The organism is Sulfurimonas sediminis, assembly GCF_014905115.1.
Classification (GTDB): domain Bacteria; phylum Campylobacterota; class Campylobacteria; order Campylobacterales; family Sulfurimonadaceae; genus Sulfurimonas; species Sulfurimonas sediminis.
The window spans coordinates 2,107,809-2,126,085 of the sequence record NZ_CP041235.1 but is presented as its reverse complement, the minus strand read 5'-3'; the positions used below and the strand labels follow the sequence as shown (position 1 = coordinate 2,126,085).

Annotated in this window: 21 protein-coding genes and 2 pseudogenes; 20 read left to right on the top strand and 3 right to left on the bottom strand. The window is 39.5% G+C overall.

Features of this window, described 5'->3' with window-relative positions; translation table 11 throughout:
* The first annotated feature begins 1 nt into the window (after position 1).
* The 5 genes from FJR45_RS11330 to nosD are packed head-to-tail and all read left to right on the top strand — an operon-like array spanning position 2 to position 3,676.
* Complete coding sequence (locus FJR45_RS11330; RefSeq protein WP_193150623.1) at positions 2–640, top strand: ABC transporter ATP-binding protein; 639 nt, start codon at positions 2–4, stop codon at positions 638–640.
* Entirely contained in the window at positions 641–1,468 is an 828-nt protein-coding gene (locus FJR45_RS11325) for an ABC transporter permease (protein WP_151899403.1), read from the top strand.
* An 8-nt stretch (positions 1,469–1,476) separates the two neighbouring features.
* Positions 1,477–1,944 (top strand): nitrous oxide reductase accessory protein NosL, encoded by a 468-nt coding sequence (locus FJR45_RS11320; RefSeq protein WP_193150622.1) that lies wholly within the window; start codon positions 1,477–1,479, stop codon positions 1,942–1,944.
* A gap of 9 nt (positions 1,945–1,953) precedes the next feature.
* Entirely contained in the window at positions 1,954–2,478 is a 525-nt protein-coding gene (locus FJR45_RS11315; RefSeq protein WP_193150621.1) for a PAS domain-containing protein, read from the top strand.
* Complete coding sequence (gene nosD / locus FJR45_RS11310; protein WP_226966428.1) at positions 2,441–3,676, top strand: nitrous oxide reductase family maturation protein NosD; 1,236 nt, start codon at positions 2,441–2,443, stop codon at positions 3,674–3,676. Before FJR45_RS11315 ends, nosD begins: the two co-directional genes overlap by 38 nt.
* Here the strand turns inward: nosD and FJR45_RS11305 are convergent.
* Complete coding sequence (locus FJR45_RS11305; RefSeq protein ID WP_193150620.1) at positions 3,657–4,103, bottom strand: hypothetical protein; 447 nt, start codon at positions 4,101–4,103, stop codon at positions 3,657–3,659. The two genes, nosD and FJR45_RS11305, sit on opposite strands and share 20 nt — an antisense overlap.
* Positions 4,104–4,168: 65 nt before the next feature.
* The gene (locus FJR45_RS11300) at positions 4,169–5,494 is read right to left on the bottom strand and encodes an MFS transporter (RefSeq protein ID WP_193150619.1); all 1,326 of its coding nucleotides are present in this window, start codon (positions 5,492–5,494) and stop codon (positions 4,169–4,171) included.
* Positions 5,495–5,607: 113 nt separating this feature from the next.
* Between FJR45_RS11300 and rdgB the strand changes: the two genes are divergently transcribed.
* A complete protein-coding gene (gene rdgB, locus FJR45_RS11295; RefSeq protein ID WP_193150618.1) occupies positions 5,608–6,198 on the top strand; it encodes an RdgB/HAM1 family non-canonical purine NTP pyrophosphatase in 591 nt (196 codons plus the stop codon).
* A 145-nt stretch (positions 6,199–6,343) separates the two neighbouring features.
* Here rdgB and FJR45_RS11290 read toward each other — a convergent pair whose 3' ends face one another.
* Complete coding sequence (locus tag FJR45_RS11290) at positions 6,344–7,114, bottom strand: undecaprenyl-diphosphate phosphatase (RefSeq protein WP_193150617.1); 771 nt, start codon at positions 7,112–7,114, stop codon at positions 6,344–6,346.
* A gap of 90 nt (positions 7,115–7,204) precedes the next feature.
* Here FJR45_RS11290 and FJR45_RS11285 point away from each other — a divergent pair, with 90 nt between their 5' ends.
* From FJR45_RS11285 to FJR45_RS11220, 14 genes and pseudogenes are all read left to right on the top strand, one after another.
* Positions 7,205–8,332, top strand: coding sequence for a pyridoxal-phosphate-dependent aminotransferase family protein (locus tag FJR45_RS11285; RefSeq protein WP_193150616.1), 1,128 nt, complete (start codon positions 7,205–7,207; stop codon positions 8,330–8,332).
* Positions 8,333–9,181 (top strand): ATP phosphoribosyltransferase regulatory subunit, encoded by an 849-nt coding sequence (locus FJR45_RS11280; protein ID WP_151899412.1) that lies wholly within the window; start codon positions 8,333–8,335, stop codon positions 9,179–9,181.
* 19 nt (positions 9,182–9,200) lie between these two features.
* Positions 9,201–10,461, top strand: a pseudogene (locus FJR45_RS11275) (adenylosuccinate synthase).
* A 9-nt stretch (positions 10,462–10,470) separates the two neighbouring features.
* On the top strand, positions 10,471–10,899 hold the full coding sequence (locus FJR45_RS11270; RefSeq protein WP_193150615.1) for a flagellar export protein FliJ: 429 nt from the start codon (positions 10,471–10,473) through the stop codon (positions 10,897–10,899).
* Positions 10,896–11,405 (top strand): MotE family protein, encoded by a 510-nt coding sequence (locus tag FJR45_RS11265; protein ID WP_193150614.1) that lies wholly within the window; start codon positions 10,896–10,898, stop codon positions 11,403–11,405. Before FJR45_RS11270 ends, FJR45_RS11265 begins: the two co-directional genes overlap by 4 nt.
* A 41-nt stretch (positions 11,406–11,446) precedes the next feature.
* Positions 11,447–11,998, top strand: coding sequence for a DUF507 family protein (locus FJR45_RS11260; protein ID WP_193150613.1), 552 nt, complete (start codon positions 11,447–11,449; stop codon positions 11,996–11,998).
* Between the two features lie 4 nt (positions 11,999–12,002).
* Positions 12,003–13,143: pseudogene (gene carA, locus FJR45_RS11255) on the top strand (glutamine-hydrolyzing carbamoyl-phosphate synthase small subunit).
* A gap of 213 nt (positions 13,144–13,356) precedes the next feature.
* On the top strand, positions 13,357–14,850 hold the full coding sequence (gene ccoN, locus FJR45_RS11250; protein ID WP_193150612.1) for a cytochrome-c oxidase, cbb3-type subunit I: 1,494 nt from the start codon (positions 13,357–13,359) through the stop codon (positions 14,848–14,850).
* 18 nt (positions 14,851–14,868) lie between these two features.
* On the top strand, positions 14,869–15,561 hold the full coding sequence (gene ccoO / locus FJR45_RS11245) for a cytochrome-c oxidase, cbb3-type subunit II (RefSeq protein ID WP_193150611.1): 693 nt from the start codon (positions 14,869–14,871) through the stop codon (positions 15,559–15,561).
* 14 nt (positions 15,562–15,575) lie between these two features.
* Complete coding sequence (locus FJR45_RS11240; protein WP_193150610.1) at positions 15,576–15,779, top strand: cytochrome c oxidase, cbb3-type, CcoQ subunit; 204 nt, start codon at positions 15,576–15,578, stop codon at positions 15,777–15,779.
* A 9-nt stretch (positions 15,780–15,788) separates the two neighbouring features.
* The gene (locus FJR45_RS11235; RefSeq protein WP_193150609.1) at positions 15,789–16,730 is read left to right on the top strand and encodes a c-type cytochrome; all 942 of its coding nucleotides are present in this window, start codon (positions 15,789–15,791) and stop codon (positions 16,728–16,730) included.
* Between the two features lies 1 nt (position 16,731).
* Complete coding sequence (locus FJR45_RS11230) at positions 16,732–16,941, top strand: DUF4006 family protein (protein ID WP_151899421.1); 210 nt, start codon at positions 16,732–16,734, stop codon at positions 16,939–16,941.
* 109 nt (positions 16,942–17,050) lie between these two features.
* Positions 17,051–17,770 carry a 3-dehydroquinate dehydratase gene (locus FJR45_RS11225; protein ID WP_193150608.1) on the top strand — a complete coding sequence of 240 codons (720 nt, stop codon included), beginning with the start codon at positions 17,051–17,053 and terminating at the stop codon, positions 17,768–17,770.
* Entirely contained in the window at positions 17,748–18,275 is a 528-nt protein-coding gene (locus FJR45_RS11220) for a FixH family protein (RefSeq protein ID WP_193150607.1), read from the top strand. Before FJR45_RS11225 ends, FJR45_RS11220 begins: the two co-directional genes overlap by 23 nt.
* Positions 18,276–18,277 lie beyond the last annotated feature (2 nt).

Sequence of the window (18,277 nt, the reverse complement as noted above, 5' to 3'; positions counted from 1 at the left end):
TATGATTCAGATATCCCATGTAACAAAAAAATTCGGACAGAACATTTCTCTTGACAATGTCAGCTGTGAATTTAGAAAAAACGAGTCCATAGCACTTATGGGCGCAAACGGTGCAGGAAAAACAACACTCATCCGTTCGATTTTGGGGTACTACCATCCTGATGCCGGAGAGGTGCTGATTAACGGGTTGAATCCTGTAAAAAAGAGAGTCGATGTTTTGTCCCATATCAGTTTTGTGCCGCAGCTTCCGCCGCCTATCAAGCTCAGTATTGACGAACTGATTCAGTATGTCTGTGTGAGTGCCGAGGTGGACAAAGAGTTGGTGAAACATTATGCAAATGAAATGAAACTCGACATAAATGCCAATTTGAACAAATCATTTTTCAAGCTCAGCGGAGGAATGAAACAGAAGCTTCTTATCGCAATCTCTTTGGCAAAAAAGAGTGACATTATCATTTATGATGAACCGACGGCAAACCTTGATCCAAAAGCCAGAGATGATTTTTACAGACTGCTCAAGCAAAACGAGCAGGAGAAGGTTTTGCTCTTTGTAACGCACAGGCTTGAAGAGGTACAGGAGTTGGTCAACAGGCAGATCTATATGGATATGGGAAAAATTGTATCAGATGAGAGATTTTAAATGAAAAATTTATATTTAATTGCATACCTGGACTTAAAAGAGTCAATCCGGGCGAAATGGTTTTTAGTCTATTCGCTTGTGTTTGGCGGGCTGATTGCTCTGTTTTTTATTGCAGGTGTTACCGAATCGCAGGTAATGGGTTTTAGCGGGCTGAGCCGTCTGCTGTTAATGTATATTCAGATAACAATTGTTATTTTGCCTATATTTATTTTAATTACGACGGTTCGTTCAATTTCGGGGGACAGAGACAGTCATATTTTGGAGTATATGCTCTCTTTTCCTATCTCTTTGAAACAGTATTACTGGGGGAAGATTATTGGGCGGTTTATTACCGTCTATCTGCCTGTTGTTTTTGCGATGGTGATTGCCGTTGTCTACGGTGCTTTTAAGGGAGCCGAAATTCCCTGGGGTATTTTCTTTTTGTATACCGGACTTTTGTTTGCGATGAGTGCCACATTTCTTGGTATTGCCTTTTTTATCTCCTCTTTTGTAAAGTCGTCCGAAGTGGCTTTGGGGATTGCCTTTTTTATCTGGATATTTTTACTGGCATTTATAGACATTGCTCTTATTTCACTGATGATGCAGGAACGTTTTAGTGAAGGTTTGATTATCACCATAGCGCTGTTAAACCCTATGGAGATTTTCCGGGTGGCAGCCATATCACTGTTTGATCCACAGTTGACAGTGATGGGTCCGGTTGCCTATTATATACTTGACTCTGTAAGTCAGACAACTTTTGTGCTGCTTGCGATTGGGTATCCTCTTGTTTTGGGGATTGGGTTTGCGTATCTCGGATATAAAATATTTGAGAAAAAAGATTTGGTCTAGGAGCTGTTATGAAAAAAATTATGAGTATGATCCTGTTTGCAACGCTGTTGTTTTCGTATGAGATGAATTATGACAAAAATACGACAGGGTTGATAAGACAGATGAAAGTCTATAAATATTCGACATGGGTCGCGAAGATAGAGCTGGCAAACGGAAAGAAAATATTTTTTGTTTCTCCAAAATCCATGTTTGAATTTTATTTCAGACCTGCCGCATGGCCGGAATACAATATCAGACACGAGAGTGATTTCAAAAACATTTATGTGACTGATTTTGCAACGGCAGAACCCATCAAAGCCAAGGGGGCTTTTTATGTGTACGGAAGCGATACGACCTCTCCTTTGGGTGATGACCTCGTACCCTTTGACTCGTACAAAAGAGCAGAAGAGTTTGCAAAAAGGCATAAAGGAAAACGCATTTTAGGTTTTAGAGAGATTAATAGAGGACTTATTAACTGGCTCAACGACAGCCTGTAGGAGAGAAAAATGAAAAAACCCATACCAAAAGACGAAGAGATTGTACTGGATCCAAAAAGATATATTGTCAGTGAAACAGATGAAAAAGGCAAGATTACTTTTGCCAATGACTATTTTTGCGAAGTTTCAGGATATACACAAGAAGAACTTATAGGACAGCCTCACAGTATAGTCCGCCATCCTGATATGCCAAAAGTGGTCTTTAAACTTTTATGGGAGACTATTCAGCAGGGAAAAAACATTAATGCCGTTGTGAAAAATTTGGCAAAAGACGGGCGCTATTATTGGATATTTACCGAGTTTGAAATCAGAAAAGACACAGACACGGGGAAAATTATAGGCTACCATGCTTCACGAAAAAAAATTTCGAGGCATGTGATAGAGATTTTGGCAGATCTCTATGCCAAACTTTTGGAAATTGAAAAAAAAGAGGGAATTGCCGCAAGTGAAAAGTACCTTGTTGCATTTTTAAAAGAAAAAGGTGAGAGTATAGAGTTTGCAAACATTATGGAAGAGATTCATAAATTTTATTAGTATATTTTTCCTGGCTTTTGTCTCTTCTTTGTTTGCAAATCCTTTGCAGGATGCTCTGAACAAAGCCAAACCGGATGCTGTCATCAAGCTGCATAACGGCATATATTATGGCAATCTTGTCATTGACAAACCTGTTACACTTGTTGGAATTGGGGAAGATGTCGAAATTAGGGGCGATGGAAATGCTTCGGTCATCACCATACACAGTTCGAGAGTCTGTCTAAAAAATCTTCTTATCAGCAACAGCGGAAAAAATATGCAAAAAATTGATGCTGCTGTTGCCCTGAAACAGGTAAAACATTGCGAGATCAGCAATTGCAGAGTGCAAAATGTTTTATATGGAATTGACATGGACAGAGTAGAGCGGAGTTCCATTTTGCATAATGATATTACAGTGGCAAAAAATGACATTGCCCTTCGCGGGAATGGACTGAAACTCTATTATTCCCATTATAATACCATCAGAGGCAACAGCATCCACCACACCAGAGATGTAACCCTGAACTACTCACACCATAATCTTTTGCAGGACAATACCTTTACACACAACAGATTTGCAACACATTTGGAATTAAGCAATGCAAATGTGTTGCAACACAACCGTTACATGTACAACTCCGTAGGCATGATGTTTATGGGGGTAAAAGAGACAAAGGTTCTTGCAAACAAAATTTACAGTTCCACTGGAGCCGCAGGTATCGGTGTCATGATAGGAGATGTCTCTGATTTTGTATTTACAGGCAACAGTGTGCGTTACAATGCCAAAGGTATCTATATTCAAGGGGCTGAAAAAGCACGGGGAATGAAACGCTTCTTTAGAAACAATGAAATAGCCTATAATGCCGAAGCACTGCATTTTCATGCCTCCATCAGAGACAACACGATTGTGCATAACAAATTTTTTGGAAATATTGATGATGTTCTCAAAGATATCGGAGGTGATTTTGATGCTTCGAATGTGGTGGAGTATAATTACTGGGACAGATATGACGGTTTTGATGCAAACGGTGACGGAATCGGTGATACTCCCTACCGTGTTTATCAGCATGCTGATCTGCTGTGGCAGGAGAACCATAAAGTCAAGTTCTTTTATGCGGCTCCGGTGATGAGTCTGCTTGATTTTTTGCTTAAACTAGCCCCTTTTATAGAACCGGATTTAATTATGGAGGACAAAAAACCTATCTTCCGATCTTTTTGACACGTCTGAGCACTTCATTGAAATCTATAATCTCCTGATCTTTGGCTATATCATTTTTGGAAGCATGAGCAGAAAATCCGTATGCCATCGGGGTGATGTTTTCAGTGTCATAGTAGGCGGTTCTGGCATTGATCCATTTTCCTGTTTTTGCATCTGTCACCCAGATAACAGCTTTGTCTTTCCAGGGAATCTGTTCATCATGAAACCAAAGAACCATACAGCCTATGTCATCAAATGGGTAATATTTTCCGTTTGAGGGGTTGATGACCTGGACTGTGTTTTTCCGGTCACTGATAACCATTGCACAGCGTGCACACATATCTCTGTCAAAATGGACTTCGTGAGCCTGCACGGCAGACTTTTTTTCACATCCGGTTGTACTCAGCAGGCTCAAAACAAGCGTGACTGATAAGAAGAATAATCGCATAGGCAAATCCCTTTTTGATTATTCTAACTTATTCTTATTCTTTAGAAGATGATATAGGTCAAGTATTATTTAATTATCTGCGCTTTGAGTGTCTCTTCTTCGAGTTTTTCCGTTGCATATTTTATGACGACGACATGCTCTGTTTCATTGATGAACCACTCCGCAATATGTTCGCTTTCCAGGGCATTGAGTTTATCAAAGTCCACTTCATTCTGGGGAATAATCAAATGAGAATATCTTGTAGGATTTTTCATCTTCAAGAGTGTCCATATAAGCCATAAAAGACCAATGGCACCGATGGTAAGTCCCAAAGTCTCTCTGGAACTGGCATCAAGGTAGAGTCCTGCAAAGGTACCGCCCAAAAAGGTTGCAAAATATGCCGCAGAGTTTGCTATACCCAAAGCGGCACCCTTTTGGTGTACTTTTGCAAACTTGCTGATCATAGACTGCACAAGCGGTTCCATCATGTTAAAGGCCACAAAAAAGAAGATAACGGCAGTAACAAAAACAGCACTCGATGAGGTTGTTCCCATCATCACAAAGGAAGCGATAAACAGTACGATAGAGACTAAAAAGATCTGTTTTGGAATGTTTCTTTTTTCTCCAAATACAGCAGCCGGTCCCATCGCAACAAGTCCTGCAATCATGGCAGGTACATAGACCATCCACAGATCACTCTTTTCCCAGCCAAAACCGTATTCCGGTTTGGTCAAAAAGACGGGAATGATGACAAACGCGGCAGTCATCAGACCTTTTTGCATGGCATTGATGATAATCATACTTAAGAGATTCGGATCTTTTAAAATGTCTGCTGTTTTGGTTTTTCCGTGGTAGATGTGTTTTATCTTTGGCGGTGTCGGTACCTTTGTAAACAGAATAACAATAGCAACAAGTGATAAAATTGCCGTAATAACAAAGATAACACTGATGCCGAATTCTGCGGCAATAACCGGACCGAGTGCCATAGCAGCGGCAAAACTCATAGCGATAAAACCGCCCATGATTGCCATTGCATGACCACGCTGCTTCTCTTCAACCAGGTCGGCAATCATTGCCGTAACAACAGAACCGATAGCGCCTGCACCTTGTAAAAAACGTCCAATCATCAAGGTATATATATCTGTTGAGTAGGCACAGATAAGTGAACCGACCAAAAAGATGAGCAGACCGAAGAGTATTGTCGGTTTTCTTCCGATTTTGTCACTCATGCTTCCAAAAGGAACCTGAAAAACAGCTTGTGTCAGGGCATAGCCACCGACAACAACACCGACAAGAAAAGGCGTGGCTCCTTCCAGGTCAAGAGCATAAACGGAAAGAACCGGTAAAACGAGAAAAAGTCCTAAAAATCTGAGAAAAAGAATACTGGAGAGAGGTAAAACTTTTTTAAACATATAAATCCTTTTGTAATTTAGTGTATAATTTTGTAATTATAGAACAACTATGATTTATAAATGATTTGCAAAAGATAAATAATATAAATTAAAAGATAATTTAAGGAATAAAATTGAAAAAACTGGTTTTAGCAACATCAAACAAGGGAAAAGTCAGAGAGATCAAAGAACTTTGCAGTGAATATGAAGTAGTGCCCTATACAGATTTAATCGATGCTTTTGAAATCATAGAAGATGCCGATACATTTCAGGAGAATGCACTGATTAAAGCGCGTGCGGTTTACAAGGCCCTGGGTGATGAAAATGCAATTGTACTGGCTGATGACAGTGGCATAAGTGTGGATGTGCTCGAAGGGGCACCGGGAATTTACAGTGCCAGATACACAGGAGAAGGGGCAGATGACAAAGAGAATCTGCAAAAGCTTATGCAGGATATCAAAGCAAAAGGTGTGACGAGCTCTCCTGCACACTATACGGCAGCCATTGCCATTGTGACAAAAGGGATTGAAAAAACAGTACACGGATGGATGCACGGAGAGGCTTTGACTGAGGCAAAAGGGGAAGGCGGTTTTGGATATGACCCGATGTTTGTACCGCTCGGTTATGAAAAAACACTGGGCGAGTTGGATGAAAAAGTCAAAAAAGAGCTTTCTCACCGCTCCCAGGCTTTAAAACTGGCGGGTAAAATTTTAAAAAGTCTATAAGAACTTACGGCTTGCCAGATAGAAGGTTTTTTCTAATTTGCTGAGTAATACATGTAAGCGATCGCTGTATCTGCTGATTCTTTGCATGATATCTCCTTGTAGATTTAAAATGTCTAACAAAAGAGTTATAGCAAAAAGTGTGCCATTAGTTAAATAGCGTTAAAAGTATCACACCAAAAAGAATTCTGTATACACCAAAGGCAACAAAGGTGAATTTTTCCAAAAATTTCAAAAATAGCTTGATTGTCAGATAGGCAACAACAAAAGCAACAAAAAAGCCGACAGCCAAAGCCTCGATGTTTGCAGAGGAAAATTCATGGTAATGTTTAAGCAGGTCGTATCCGCTGACAGCACCCATGACAGGAAAAGCAAGCAAAAAACTAAACTCCGCACTGGCTTTTCTGTCCAAACCGACTAAAAGTGCTCCGATAATGGTGGCTCCCGCACGTGAAGTTCCGGGGATGAGTGCAAAAATCTGCGCAATACCGATCCACAAAGACTGCCTGAGTGTAACATCTTCGACATCTTCTGTAAGTTTTTTTTCTTTGGGAATATAAAACTTTTCGACAATTAAAAATATAATTCCGCCTATGATAAACATAATCGCAACAATATTGATACTGAAAAGTGCTTTGATCTGATGTGAAAAAATGAAACCGACAATACCGATAGGCAAAAAGGCAAGCAAAACTTTTGTCCATAAAGAAATATGTTTAAATGTAAATTTTTCTCTGTAGTTGAGAACAACAGCCAAAATGGCTGCAAACTGGATGATGACTTCATACGCTTTGGTGACATTTGTCTGGTCTATGCCCAAAAATTGACTCGCTACAATCAGATGACCGGTTGAAGATATGGGAAGAAATTCGGTAAAACCTTCAATTATACCTAGTAAAACAGAGTCAGACAATGTCATGAAAGAACCTTCTTTTTTAAAATTTAAACTTATTTCGATATAATACGAGGTTTTATTTTTAAACAACCTAAAACTCACAGGAAATTACATATGTTACTTTTTACACCCGGTCCTACACCAGTACCGCAAAATGTTAGAAATGCCATGGCTGATGAGACAATGCACCATCGCACCCCTGAATTTGAAGCTATTTTTGAAAAAACACGCGAACATCTTTTTGAACTTTTTGCTACTGATGAAGTTGTTATGATTGCATCAAGCGGAACAGGCGCTATGGAAGCAACAGTGGTCAACCTGTGTAAAAACACACTTTTAAGTGTCAATTCAGGAAAATTCGGCGAGCGTTTTGGAAAAATTGCCAAAGCACACGGACTCAAAAATATTGAGATAAAAAATGAGTGGGACACACCTGTCAGTGTTGAAGATGTTGTTGCCGCTGTAAAATCCAACAGCGACATTGATGCTGTGGCTGTGCAGATTTCTGAAAGTGCGGGCGGACTGAGACATCCCGTGGAAGAGATAGCAGAGGCGCTCAAGGCAATAAATCCAGATATTATGGTTATTGCAGATGGGATTACCGCTGTCGGTGTCGAACGTATAGATGTGACAAATATTGATGCGTTGATAGCAGGCAGTCAAAAAGCACTTATGCTGCCTCCGGGACTTGCAATTATAGGCCTTTCAAATGCTGCAATAGAAAAAATCGGTGAGGGCAGAGGCTACTATTTTAATCTTGCGTCCGAAATCAAAAAGCAGCGCCAGAACACAACAGCCTATACTGCTGCCACGACACTTGTTATCGGGCTTTTGGAAGTTCTGGAGACAATAAAAAAAGAGGGCGGTTTCGGTGTGCTCTATTGCAACACCGCAAGACGCGCCAAAGCGACAAGAGCCGCACTTGAAGCGATAGGCCTGCACTCTTACCCGAAAGTACCTGCAAAAAGTATGACAACCATTGATGACAAAGATGCGGCAAAAATCCGCTCCGCTTTAAAAGAGGAGTATGGGGTAAATGTAGCCGGTGGACAGGACCATTTAAAAGGTAAAATTTTCAGAATTAATCAGATGGGGCTTATTGCTCCTTATGAATCTGTCTGGGTCGTCAATGCAATAGAGTTGATTTTACACCGTTTGGGCCGTTTGGAGTATGCTGGCATTGCTTCAAAAGTCTATAATGAAGTCTACTTTAAAACCGCATTAGAAAAAAAAGAGATATAAATGATACTTGAACATGAAATACCGAATGGTTCAAAACTTTATTTTGGCAAATCCGCCAAGATAAAACGCCAGATAGAAAAAACTGCAAGTGATATTCTTGATGCCAACGGCTATGAAGAGATAGTAACTCCTGTTTTTTCCTACCATCAGCATCAAAGTATTGCTGATCAAAGAGAGCTGATTCGTATAAATGATGAAAAAAACAATGCGCTTTCTTTGCGTGCGGACTCGACAATAGATGTTGTACGCATTATAAAAAAAAGACTCGGAAGCAATACGAAACAGAAAAAGTGGTTCTATATTCAGCCTGTGTTTACCTACCCGACAAACGAGCAGTATCAGGTCGGTGTAGAATTTATGGGGGAGAAAAAACTCTCTTGTGTGGCAACACTGGCAATAGAGATTTTTGAGCGCTTACATGTAAAGCCTCTGATGCAGATTTCAAATATTAAAATACCCGAGTTGCTGGTTGCGATGTTTGATGAACTGACTATAGATGACTTCAGGCATATCAACATTGACAAGTTTTTGAATCTCAAAGTCGAATGGCTGAGTGAACTTGTTTATCTGCAGTATGTGGAGCAGATAGATGATGTGCTTCACAAGGTACCTGAAGCAATCAAAAAAGAACTCTTGAAGATGAAAGAACTGTGCGCGGAAATTGCCTGTGAAAATGCTGTTTTGGCACCAATGTATTATGCAAAAATGCTCTATTATGATGAGCTGTTTTTCAGATGTATAGTGGGCAATGAAGTCTATGCACGGGGCGGAAGATATAAAGATTCAGATTTGACATCTGTAGGGTTTGCAATTTATACAGATACTTTGTGTGAAGCATTAGAGCAATAGAAAAAGAGGAAAAGAAAATATGTATACAAATAAAGCAGATGTGATTGTCGGAATCCAGTGGGGAGACGAAGGCAAAGGCAAGATTGTAGATAAACTTGCAATGGAATATGATATGGTTTGTCGCTCCCAGGGCGGGCACAATGCGGGACATACGATTTGGGTGGACGGAGTCAAGTATGCACTGCATCTCATCCCTTCAGGTGTTTTAAATCCAAAAGCAGTCAATGTGGTAGGTAACGGTGTTGTCCTTTCTCCTGTTTCTATTATCAAAGAGATGGAACAGTTTGAAAACCTTGAGGGACGTCTTTATATCTCAGATAAAGCGCATCTCAATCTTGCATACCATGCAGAGATTGACCAGGCAAAAGAGAAACTCAAAGGGGACAAAGCGATTGGAACAACAGGAAAAGGGATAGGACCTGCCTACTCTGACAAAATCAACCGCATCGGACACCGTGTGGGTGAACTGCTGGACCCTGAGAAGTTATGCCAGACTATTTTGGACTATTTTGCGCTCAACAAGCCTATTTTTGATGTTATGGATCTGCATGCACCAAAAAAAGAGGAACTTTTGGCAGAACTTCAAGGCTATAAAGAAAAACTGGCACCGTATATTTACGGATACAACACAGATGGTATGGCGCGCACTGGACAGTGAAGGCAAACGTGTTTTGCTTGAGGGGGCCCAGGGAACGATGCTTGATATCGACCATGGAACCTATCCGTATGTGACTTCTTCTTCAACAGTGAGCGCAGGAGCCTGTACCGGTTTGGGGCTCAATGCCAAAGATATCGGTAAAGTGACAGGGATAGTCAAAGCCTACTGTACCCGTGTGGGTAACGGTCCTTTTCCGAGTGAAGACCTCGGTGAAGCCGGCAGACGTCTTGGGGAACAGGGGAATGAATTTGGAACGACTACAGGCCGGGCCAGACGCTGTGGCTGGTTTGATGCGGTTGCAACCCGTTATGCAAGCCGTTTGAACGGATGTGATGAACTTGCACTGATGAAACTTGATGTTCTTGACGGTTTTGATGAGGTAAAAGTCTGCGTTGCCTATGAATACAAGGGCAAGACTATAGATTATGTACCGATTGATCTGGAAAATGTTACACCGGTTTACAAAACTTTTAAAGGCTGGGACAATTCAGTGGGCGTGAGAACTTTTGAAGAGTTGCCGGCATCTGCGCAGGACTATGTGAAACTTATTGAAGAGATAAGTAAAACAAAAGTCGGTATAATTTCCACATCACCCGAAAGAGAAGATACAATAATTTTATAAGGATACGCCGTGAAAACACGCTTTACCTCTTTGGTACATGTAAAGAAAAACATTATGCAAAAGAGTGAACGTGTTTTGCAAGAGACAAACACAAATCTGCAAAAAGCAAAAAAAGCGCTGGAAGACTCTCTGGCGTTTTTACAGGAAATTTCTCTCCCCTCACATGGAAAAATAGCAGAATTTATGGCAGGAAGGGCACTTTTGGATGCACAAAGAGCCGTGATACAGCATAATCAGGCATGGCTGCAGTATGCAAAAAACGAAGTAGAACAGGCAAAAGAGGCGTTGAAAAAAAACATGATAGAGTATGAAAAGTATAAATATTTAGAGTATGAAGAGATACAAAAAGCACTCAAAAAAATAAAAATAAAAGAGGCAAAAGATTTGGATGAAATTGCTCTGATGACCTATACAAACAAAAGCGAGGAAGCCTCTTGAAATATCTTTTACTTACCGCATTTCTCTGCTCTTCGCTTTTTTCGATACAAAACAGTGACAAACTTTTTGAATGTACCCAGATATTCAATGAAAGAAAAAATGAACTTTTGGTTGAACTTGAACGTATAGATGAGCAAAAACAGGCATTAAATGCCTTGAAAACGGCTACTGAAGAGTTGTTGAAACAAAAAGAGGCAAAACTTTCTTTGAAAGAAGAAGAAGTAAATGCCAAACTGGAGCAGATCAGCGAAAAAGAGAAGAAAATAAAAGCAATGCTTGAGAAAGATGCGCAAATACTCAAAGAGCTGAAATCGACAAAGATGAATAAAATATCGCAAACATTTGCAAAGATGAAAGCTGGGGCTGCGGCAAATGTACTCTCGGACATGGACGAAAAAGAAGCAGCGACTATCTTGCAATCACTTAAACCAAAAGTAGTAGGAAAAATATTAACCAAGATGGATCCAAAAAAAGCATCAAAGTTAACGCAACTATTAGCTAAATAATTGTAAAATACTTAAATTTAATTTATAAGCAGGCTGAATCTATGAAAATATCTCTTAAAACTATTCCCCATATAGCAAATAAAATTGCTGTTGATTTAAACAAAAGTGGTGCTGTTACAATGACAAAAGGGCTTGAAAGTGTCGCACTTGAGGCACAGAAAGTTTTGGAAGAGAATGTCAAACAGGAGATGGCTCTTGAGAAAAAAGTAGATGAGATTTGTGTGGACAATGAAGAAGAGATTGAGTTTATGCTTGCAGATGAGAGACAGCTTTTCTTTATGATTAAGAAAAAACTGGCTCCAGAGTACGGAGTGATTTTGGATTATGAAGAGCGGTATTCGGATATATCGCACAAAATTCTTGATGAACTTTATGAAGAAGATTTGATTCATTTTGAAGTAACGGAAAATCGTATTAAAAACATTATTTACAATGCCATTACCTCTTTTATAGCGGATGCGTCGGAAATTGAAGATGCCGTAATGGATAAGATACGTTCGTATAAGAGAAAATTTATTCCGGGTACTGACGAATTTGACATCTTGCATGAAAAACTTTACAGGGAAGAATTAATGAAAAGAGGAATGGAGTAAACGCATGGAGAGTTCATTGAAAAAAGCTTGGATATATTTACAAAACGGCACTTTTTTGGAAGCAAACAGTTTTGGCGCAGACAAAACAGAAGTCGGTGAAATCGTTTTTAACACCTCTATGAGCGGGTATCAGGAAATTATGAGTGATCCTTCGTATGCAGGACAGTTTGTTACTTTTACAATGCCGGAAATCGGAAATGTCGGTGTAAATGAGCAGGATATGGAAAGTGCAAAAGCTCACGCCAAGGGAATGATAGTAAGAAAATATCAGGGGCGTTATTCAAATTTTCGCGCACAAGACTCACTGCACAATTTTTTAGTTGAAAATGATGTGATGGGCATTTGTGACATTGACACACGCTATTTGACCAAAATGCTTCGAAGTGAAGGATCTATGATGATGGTTGCCTCTACACAGATAAGTGACAAAGAAGAGCTGAAAAAAATTCTCCAAAGCGCACCTCGTATAGAAGAAGTAAACTACATCGAGCAGGTCAGTACAAAAGAGCCGTATCAGCATACTTCAAGCACTTTTTCCTACAGAGCATTCAAATATGATGAGGCACCAAAAGCAGAGGCAAAAATTGTTGCCATAGATTTTGGTGTCAAACGCAATATACTCAATGAGCTTGTCAGTGCAGGCATAGCAGTAGAAGTCATACCGAATGATTTTATCGCCGAAGATTTGATAGAAAAATATCAGGCAAAATTGATTGATGGTGTCTTTTTGTCAAACGGTCCCGGTGATCCGTTGGTTCTTAAACGTGAACAGGAGCAGATTAAAAAAGCTTATAAAGGCAAAAGTACCGATGTTTGGAATCTGTCTGGGACATCAGCTCTTATCAATTTCTCACGGTTATGATACATTCAAACTCAAATTCGGACATCACGGCGGCAACCATCCTGTAAAAAATGAAAAAACAGGGCTGGTAGAGATTACAGCGCAAAACCATAACTACAATGTTCCTGATAATATTGTTGAAATAGCAGAGGTGACGCATACAAATCTTTTTGACGGAACCATTGAAGGTCTGCGTTATAATGATGCACCTGTATTTTCAGTCCAGCATCACCCGGAAGCTTCCCCGGGTCCCAAAGAGAGCCGCTATATATTCAGTGAGTTTTTATCTTTGATAAAAAGATAAAACTCTCTCTTTTTTCGTAATTTTCTTATATAAAACACATAATTCGTAATTAATTGCTTCCTTTTAGAATGATATTAAAAAAAGTGTCATTTTTATGTCACTTTTAAGATAGATTAAACAAATCTATTGTTAATATACAAATGTTGATTAGTCTTTTGAGTGTATTTATGCATTTAAAAGACTTAATTGCTTTGAATCTTAAGGAGGCTATATATGGAGAATCGTCCATTAGAGTACGACTATACGGTTGCAAAGATGTTCATGTTTACTACAATTGTTTTAGGAATTGTAGGCATGACTATCGGTGTGATTTTAGCATTTGAACTTGCTTTTCCTAGTGTAAATACTATACTTGGAAGTGGCTTAGCGGAATATACTAATTTTAGTCGTCTTCGTCCACTGCATACAGATGCAGTTATTTTTGGTTTTACGTTAAGTGGTATATTTGCTACTTGGTATTATGTTGGTCAGAGGGTACTGAAAGTATCGATGGCAGAATCTAAGTTTTTGATGTTAATTGGTAAATTACATTTTTGGCTTTACATTATTGGTGTAGCAGCAGTTGTTGTTTCACTTTTTGCCGGCGTCACAACTTCAAAAGAGTATGCTGAATTTGAATGGCCTATTGATATTGCCATTGTTGTTGTATGGGTACTGTGGGGAGTGAGTGTTTTTGGACTTATCGGTATTCGTCGTGAAAAATCACTTTATATTTCTGTATGGTATTATATTGCAACATTTTTAGGTATTGCAATGCTTTACCTGTTTAACAATATGGAAATACCTACAATGCTTGCAACATCGCCTGCAGGGGAAACAGGAATCGGTGCATGGTATCACTCTATTTCTATGTATGCAGGAACAAATGATGCACTTGTGCAGTGGTGGTATGGACACAATGCGGTTGCATTTGGTTTTACAGTACCTATTGTTGCTATGATTTACTACTTTTTACCAAAAGAGTCTGGGCAAGCGATCTATTCTTATAAATTGTCTTTACTTTCCTTTTGGGGTTTAATGTTTGTATATCTATGGGCCGGTGGTCACCACTTGCTCTACTCGACTGTTCCTGACTGGATGCAGACTATGGGTTCTGTCTTTTCGGTAATTCTTATCTTGCCATCATGGGGTTCAGCGATCAATATGCTTCTTACAATGAAGGGTGAATGGCAACAGGTTGCTGCGTCTCCATTGATTAAGTTTATGGTTCTTGCTTCAACATTCTATATGTTCTCTACATTGGAAGGTCCTATTCAAGCGATTAAATCTGTAAATGCGATTGCGCACTTTACTGACTGGATTGTCGGTCACGTACATGATGGTACGCTTGGTTGGGTCGGCTTTATGATTATTGCGGCACTTTACCATATGGCTCCGCGTGTATTTAAGCGCGAGTTATACTCTAAAGGTCTTATGGCTGCACAATTCTGGATTCAAACTTTAGGTATTGTTCTTTACTTTACTTCTATGTGGATTGCAGGGATTACACAGGGTATGATGTGGCGTGCTCACGATGAGTTCGGTAACCTGGCATATTCATTCATGGATACTGTTGATGTATTACATCCGTACTATGCACTTCGTGGTGTTGGTGGTTTGTTATACCTTGTCGGTTTCTTTATGTTTGCTTACAATATTTACAAAACTATGTCGTCTCGTCCTGTGGAAGAGTCTGAATTACAAAATGCTTCGCCTATGGGCGCTTAAGAAAGGGAGGATTAAATTATGTTTCATTGGTTAGAAAAACACCCGTTCTTTTTTGCGGTAGGTGTATTTGTAGTAATTGCGTTTGCGGGTTTGATTGAAATAATCCCAAACTTTGCACAGGCTTCTCGTCCTGTTATCGGAACAAAACCGATTAGTCTGTTAGAGCAGGCCGGTCGTGATGTTTATATCAAAAACAGTTGTAATGCCTGTCATTCACAGCTGATTCGTCCGTTTAAAGCGGAGACTGACCGTTACGGTCACTACTCTTTAAGTGGTGAGTATGCGTATGACAGACCATTCCTTTGGGGTTCTAAAAGAACAGGTCCGGATTTACACAGAGTAGGGAGCTACAGAACAACAGAGTGGCATGAAAACCACATGAAGGATCCAAAGTCTGTAATGCCTTCAAGTATCATGCCTGGATATCCATGGATGTTTACAAACAGTGCGGATATAGACACTGCATATGCGACACAGTTGACAAATGCACAGTTTTTTGGTGTACCGTACAACAAGCCTGTTCCTATGAAAGACGGGTCAACAACAGTTGTAAAAATGGCTGATTCTCTTGCTGAAGCTCATGCTATGGCATTGGAAGAAGCGAAAAAGATTACAGCAAAAATGAAAGATCAAGACGTTAAAGATGCAGTGGCTGCAGGTAAAATACCTGAAATAGTTGCTTTAATTGCATATTTAAACAGTCTTAAATAGCAAAGGCGTAAATAGTGGACTTTAATGAATTTGCAGCGTATGCGTATTTCTTTTTAGTAGTATTTTTGGTGGTAGTGACATACTCATATATTTACCATCTTTATACAAAAAAGAAAGACTCGAGCGGAGTTGATTATGAACACTATAGTGATATGGCACTGAAGGATGACATAGGGGATACCCCGGTAAAACCTGTGTCAAAGACAGAAGAAAAATAGGAGAGATATATGAATAAGCTTTATCTTTGGGGAATTATCATAACAGCTGCAATGTTGGGTGCAACATATGCAACAGTTGGATACCAAAAAGGCGGTCTCAATGATGATATCGTCAATATGCTTGCGATTGCAGGGGCTGTGGCGCTTGTAATCATTACAGTATTTGTTGTAATCAAGTATGTTCGTCAGATGCAGGTTGATCAGGCAACTGGTGAATTGGCAGATGAGTCATGGGACAATATAGGTGAATATAAAAACCCGGTACCTTTTGGTTGGGCAATTATGTTCTTAGGCACAATGATTTGGGGTATGTGGTATTTTACAATAGGGTATCCGGTAAATGCATTTTCTCAAATCGGTCAGTACAATGAAGAAGTAAAAGAAAAAGATGCTGCATTTGAAAAGAAATATGCAAACATCAAGGGTGAACAACTTGTAAACATGGGTGAATCTGTGTATCTGGTTGAGTGTGTTGCCTGTCACGGTCTTAATGCCGACGGGAACAGTGAAGTGGATGCTGCAGATTTAAATCGCAGAATATCTGCTAAAAGTGTCAAGTATGTAATAAACCACGGTTCTAACAACAAACTTTTAGGAACTGAAATGCCAATGCCGGATCGTAACGGTCTTTTCAATGCGGCAACAGGTGCATTAATCACTGATAAAGAGATTGATGAAGTGGCTGATTATGTTGCAGGCGGATTAAAAGATGCAAACAGTGCAGGGGCAAAAGTGTTTGCCAATGTATGTGCGGCTTGTCATGGTCCTGACGGTAAAGGTATGGCTTATGTTGCTCCGGATATTGCGACTTGGAACCAACAGCTTATTATCAATGTGTTAGACTATGGTAAAAAAGGTGCAATCGGAAAAATGCCTGCAATGGACAGACTGAACCCTAAACAAAAAGAAGCAATTGCAGCATATGTAATGAGCTTGAGTGAAGGAGAATAGCATGAATGAAAATAGAAGTGTTTTTGCTCTTGACGGTGTAACGGGTATGCTGATTGCAACTGTTTTACTGCTCAGCATATTAGTTTTTTTAACTGTAAATGCCTTAAGCGTACAACATGCAAATGCTGAAAACTTTTATCAGATAAAAGATGAAAAATCAATCAAAATGTTTAGCACTGAGAATGCTAAGCATGTTGTTGATGTGAAGTAAGGAGTTCAGAATGGAAAAAATTATTTCTTGGGGCCTTGTAATCATGGCCGCATACACTCTTTGGGCTGTAGTAACTCCGAATCATCTTTACGTTGGTTAGGAACTCTATTTGAAACTTTTAAGAAGAGGGCTTTTTGCCCTCACCCTCACACTGTTATTTCAAACCCAATTATTTGCAGAGTATTTATATAAAGATGAAGTAGTTCATAACCCGAAATTTACCGAAGAGGTGGAAACTTTGGGAAGTGCACTTTATAAGAAAACAGGGATTTCTTTACGCCTGATGATGCTCAAAGAACTTCCAAAAAATGTGACCATGTATGAATATGAAAAAAAAATACTGGAGCAGTTTAGCGAACCTACAGTAGTGTTGACATTTTCAGAGATGAATTCACAGGTAGATATAGAAGCAAACGACGAATCTTTATATAAATATTTTGACAAAAAGCAGGTTCTGAGTCCGGTTACCTCCTATGTACAGGCTTTTATGATGGCGGCCTTTTATGCCAAAAGCTGGGATGATTTTGTCAGTATAATGAGCAATACGGGAGGTACTATTTTGCCTCTTTTAGGCGGAAAAGCAAAAAAAGGCATGATTGCCGACAAATACTCTGCCGCAATGTTTAACGGTTATCTGGATATAGCGCAGCAGATAGCCAAAGCAAAAGGTGTCAAGTTGGGACACGGGTTTGACAGTGATGCAAATCAAACGTCTCTGTTTTATGTAAGAGTATTATTCTACGGTTTTATTTTATATGGTATAGTAATGCTTTTTAAAAGAAGAATTTATAAAATGAGGCATAAAAATGAGCATTATAAAAAGTGGTAGACTCTGGCCTTATGCAATAGGGCTGGCAATTACAGGTGTTTTTGGCTTATGCGTATGGACAATTATAGAAACAAGCAAGGCCGACATACAGCCAAGTGATGATTATATGACAAAATACCAGGATGCAGATGCAAATGCAAACAAACTGATTAAACAGAGAATAGCTTTTGACAAAGCATATAAACTGAAATTTGTTTCAGACAGGATTTCAGAAAATGGTTCGGATGTGAAGTATGCCCTTACAACGAAAGAGGGCAAAGCCGTCAAGGGCGCAAAAATGATTTTGGAAATCAGCCGTCCTGAAGTTGAGACCTACACAAAAACGCTCAAAGATCCTCTCTTTGAAGAGGGTCTTTATGTGTTTCATGATGTGAAATTTCCAAAAACAGGTGTTTGGAACCTGCTGTTAAAAGTTGATGTCGGTGACAAGAGTAGATTTTATGCTATCAAAACAGATACCCGCATCATAAACGACAGAAGCATCCAGGAAGCTTCACAGTACTAAAT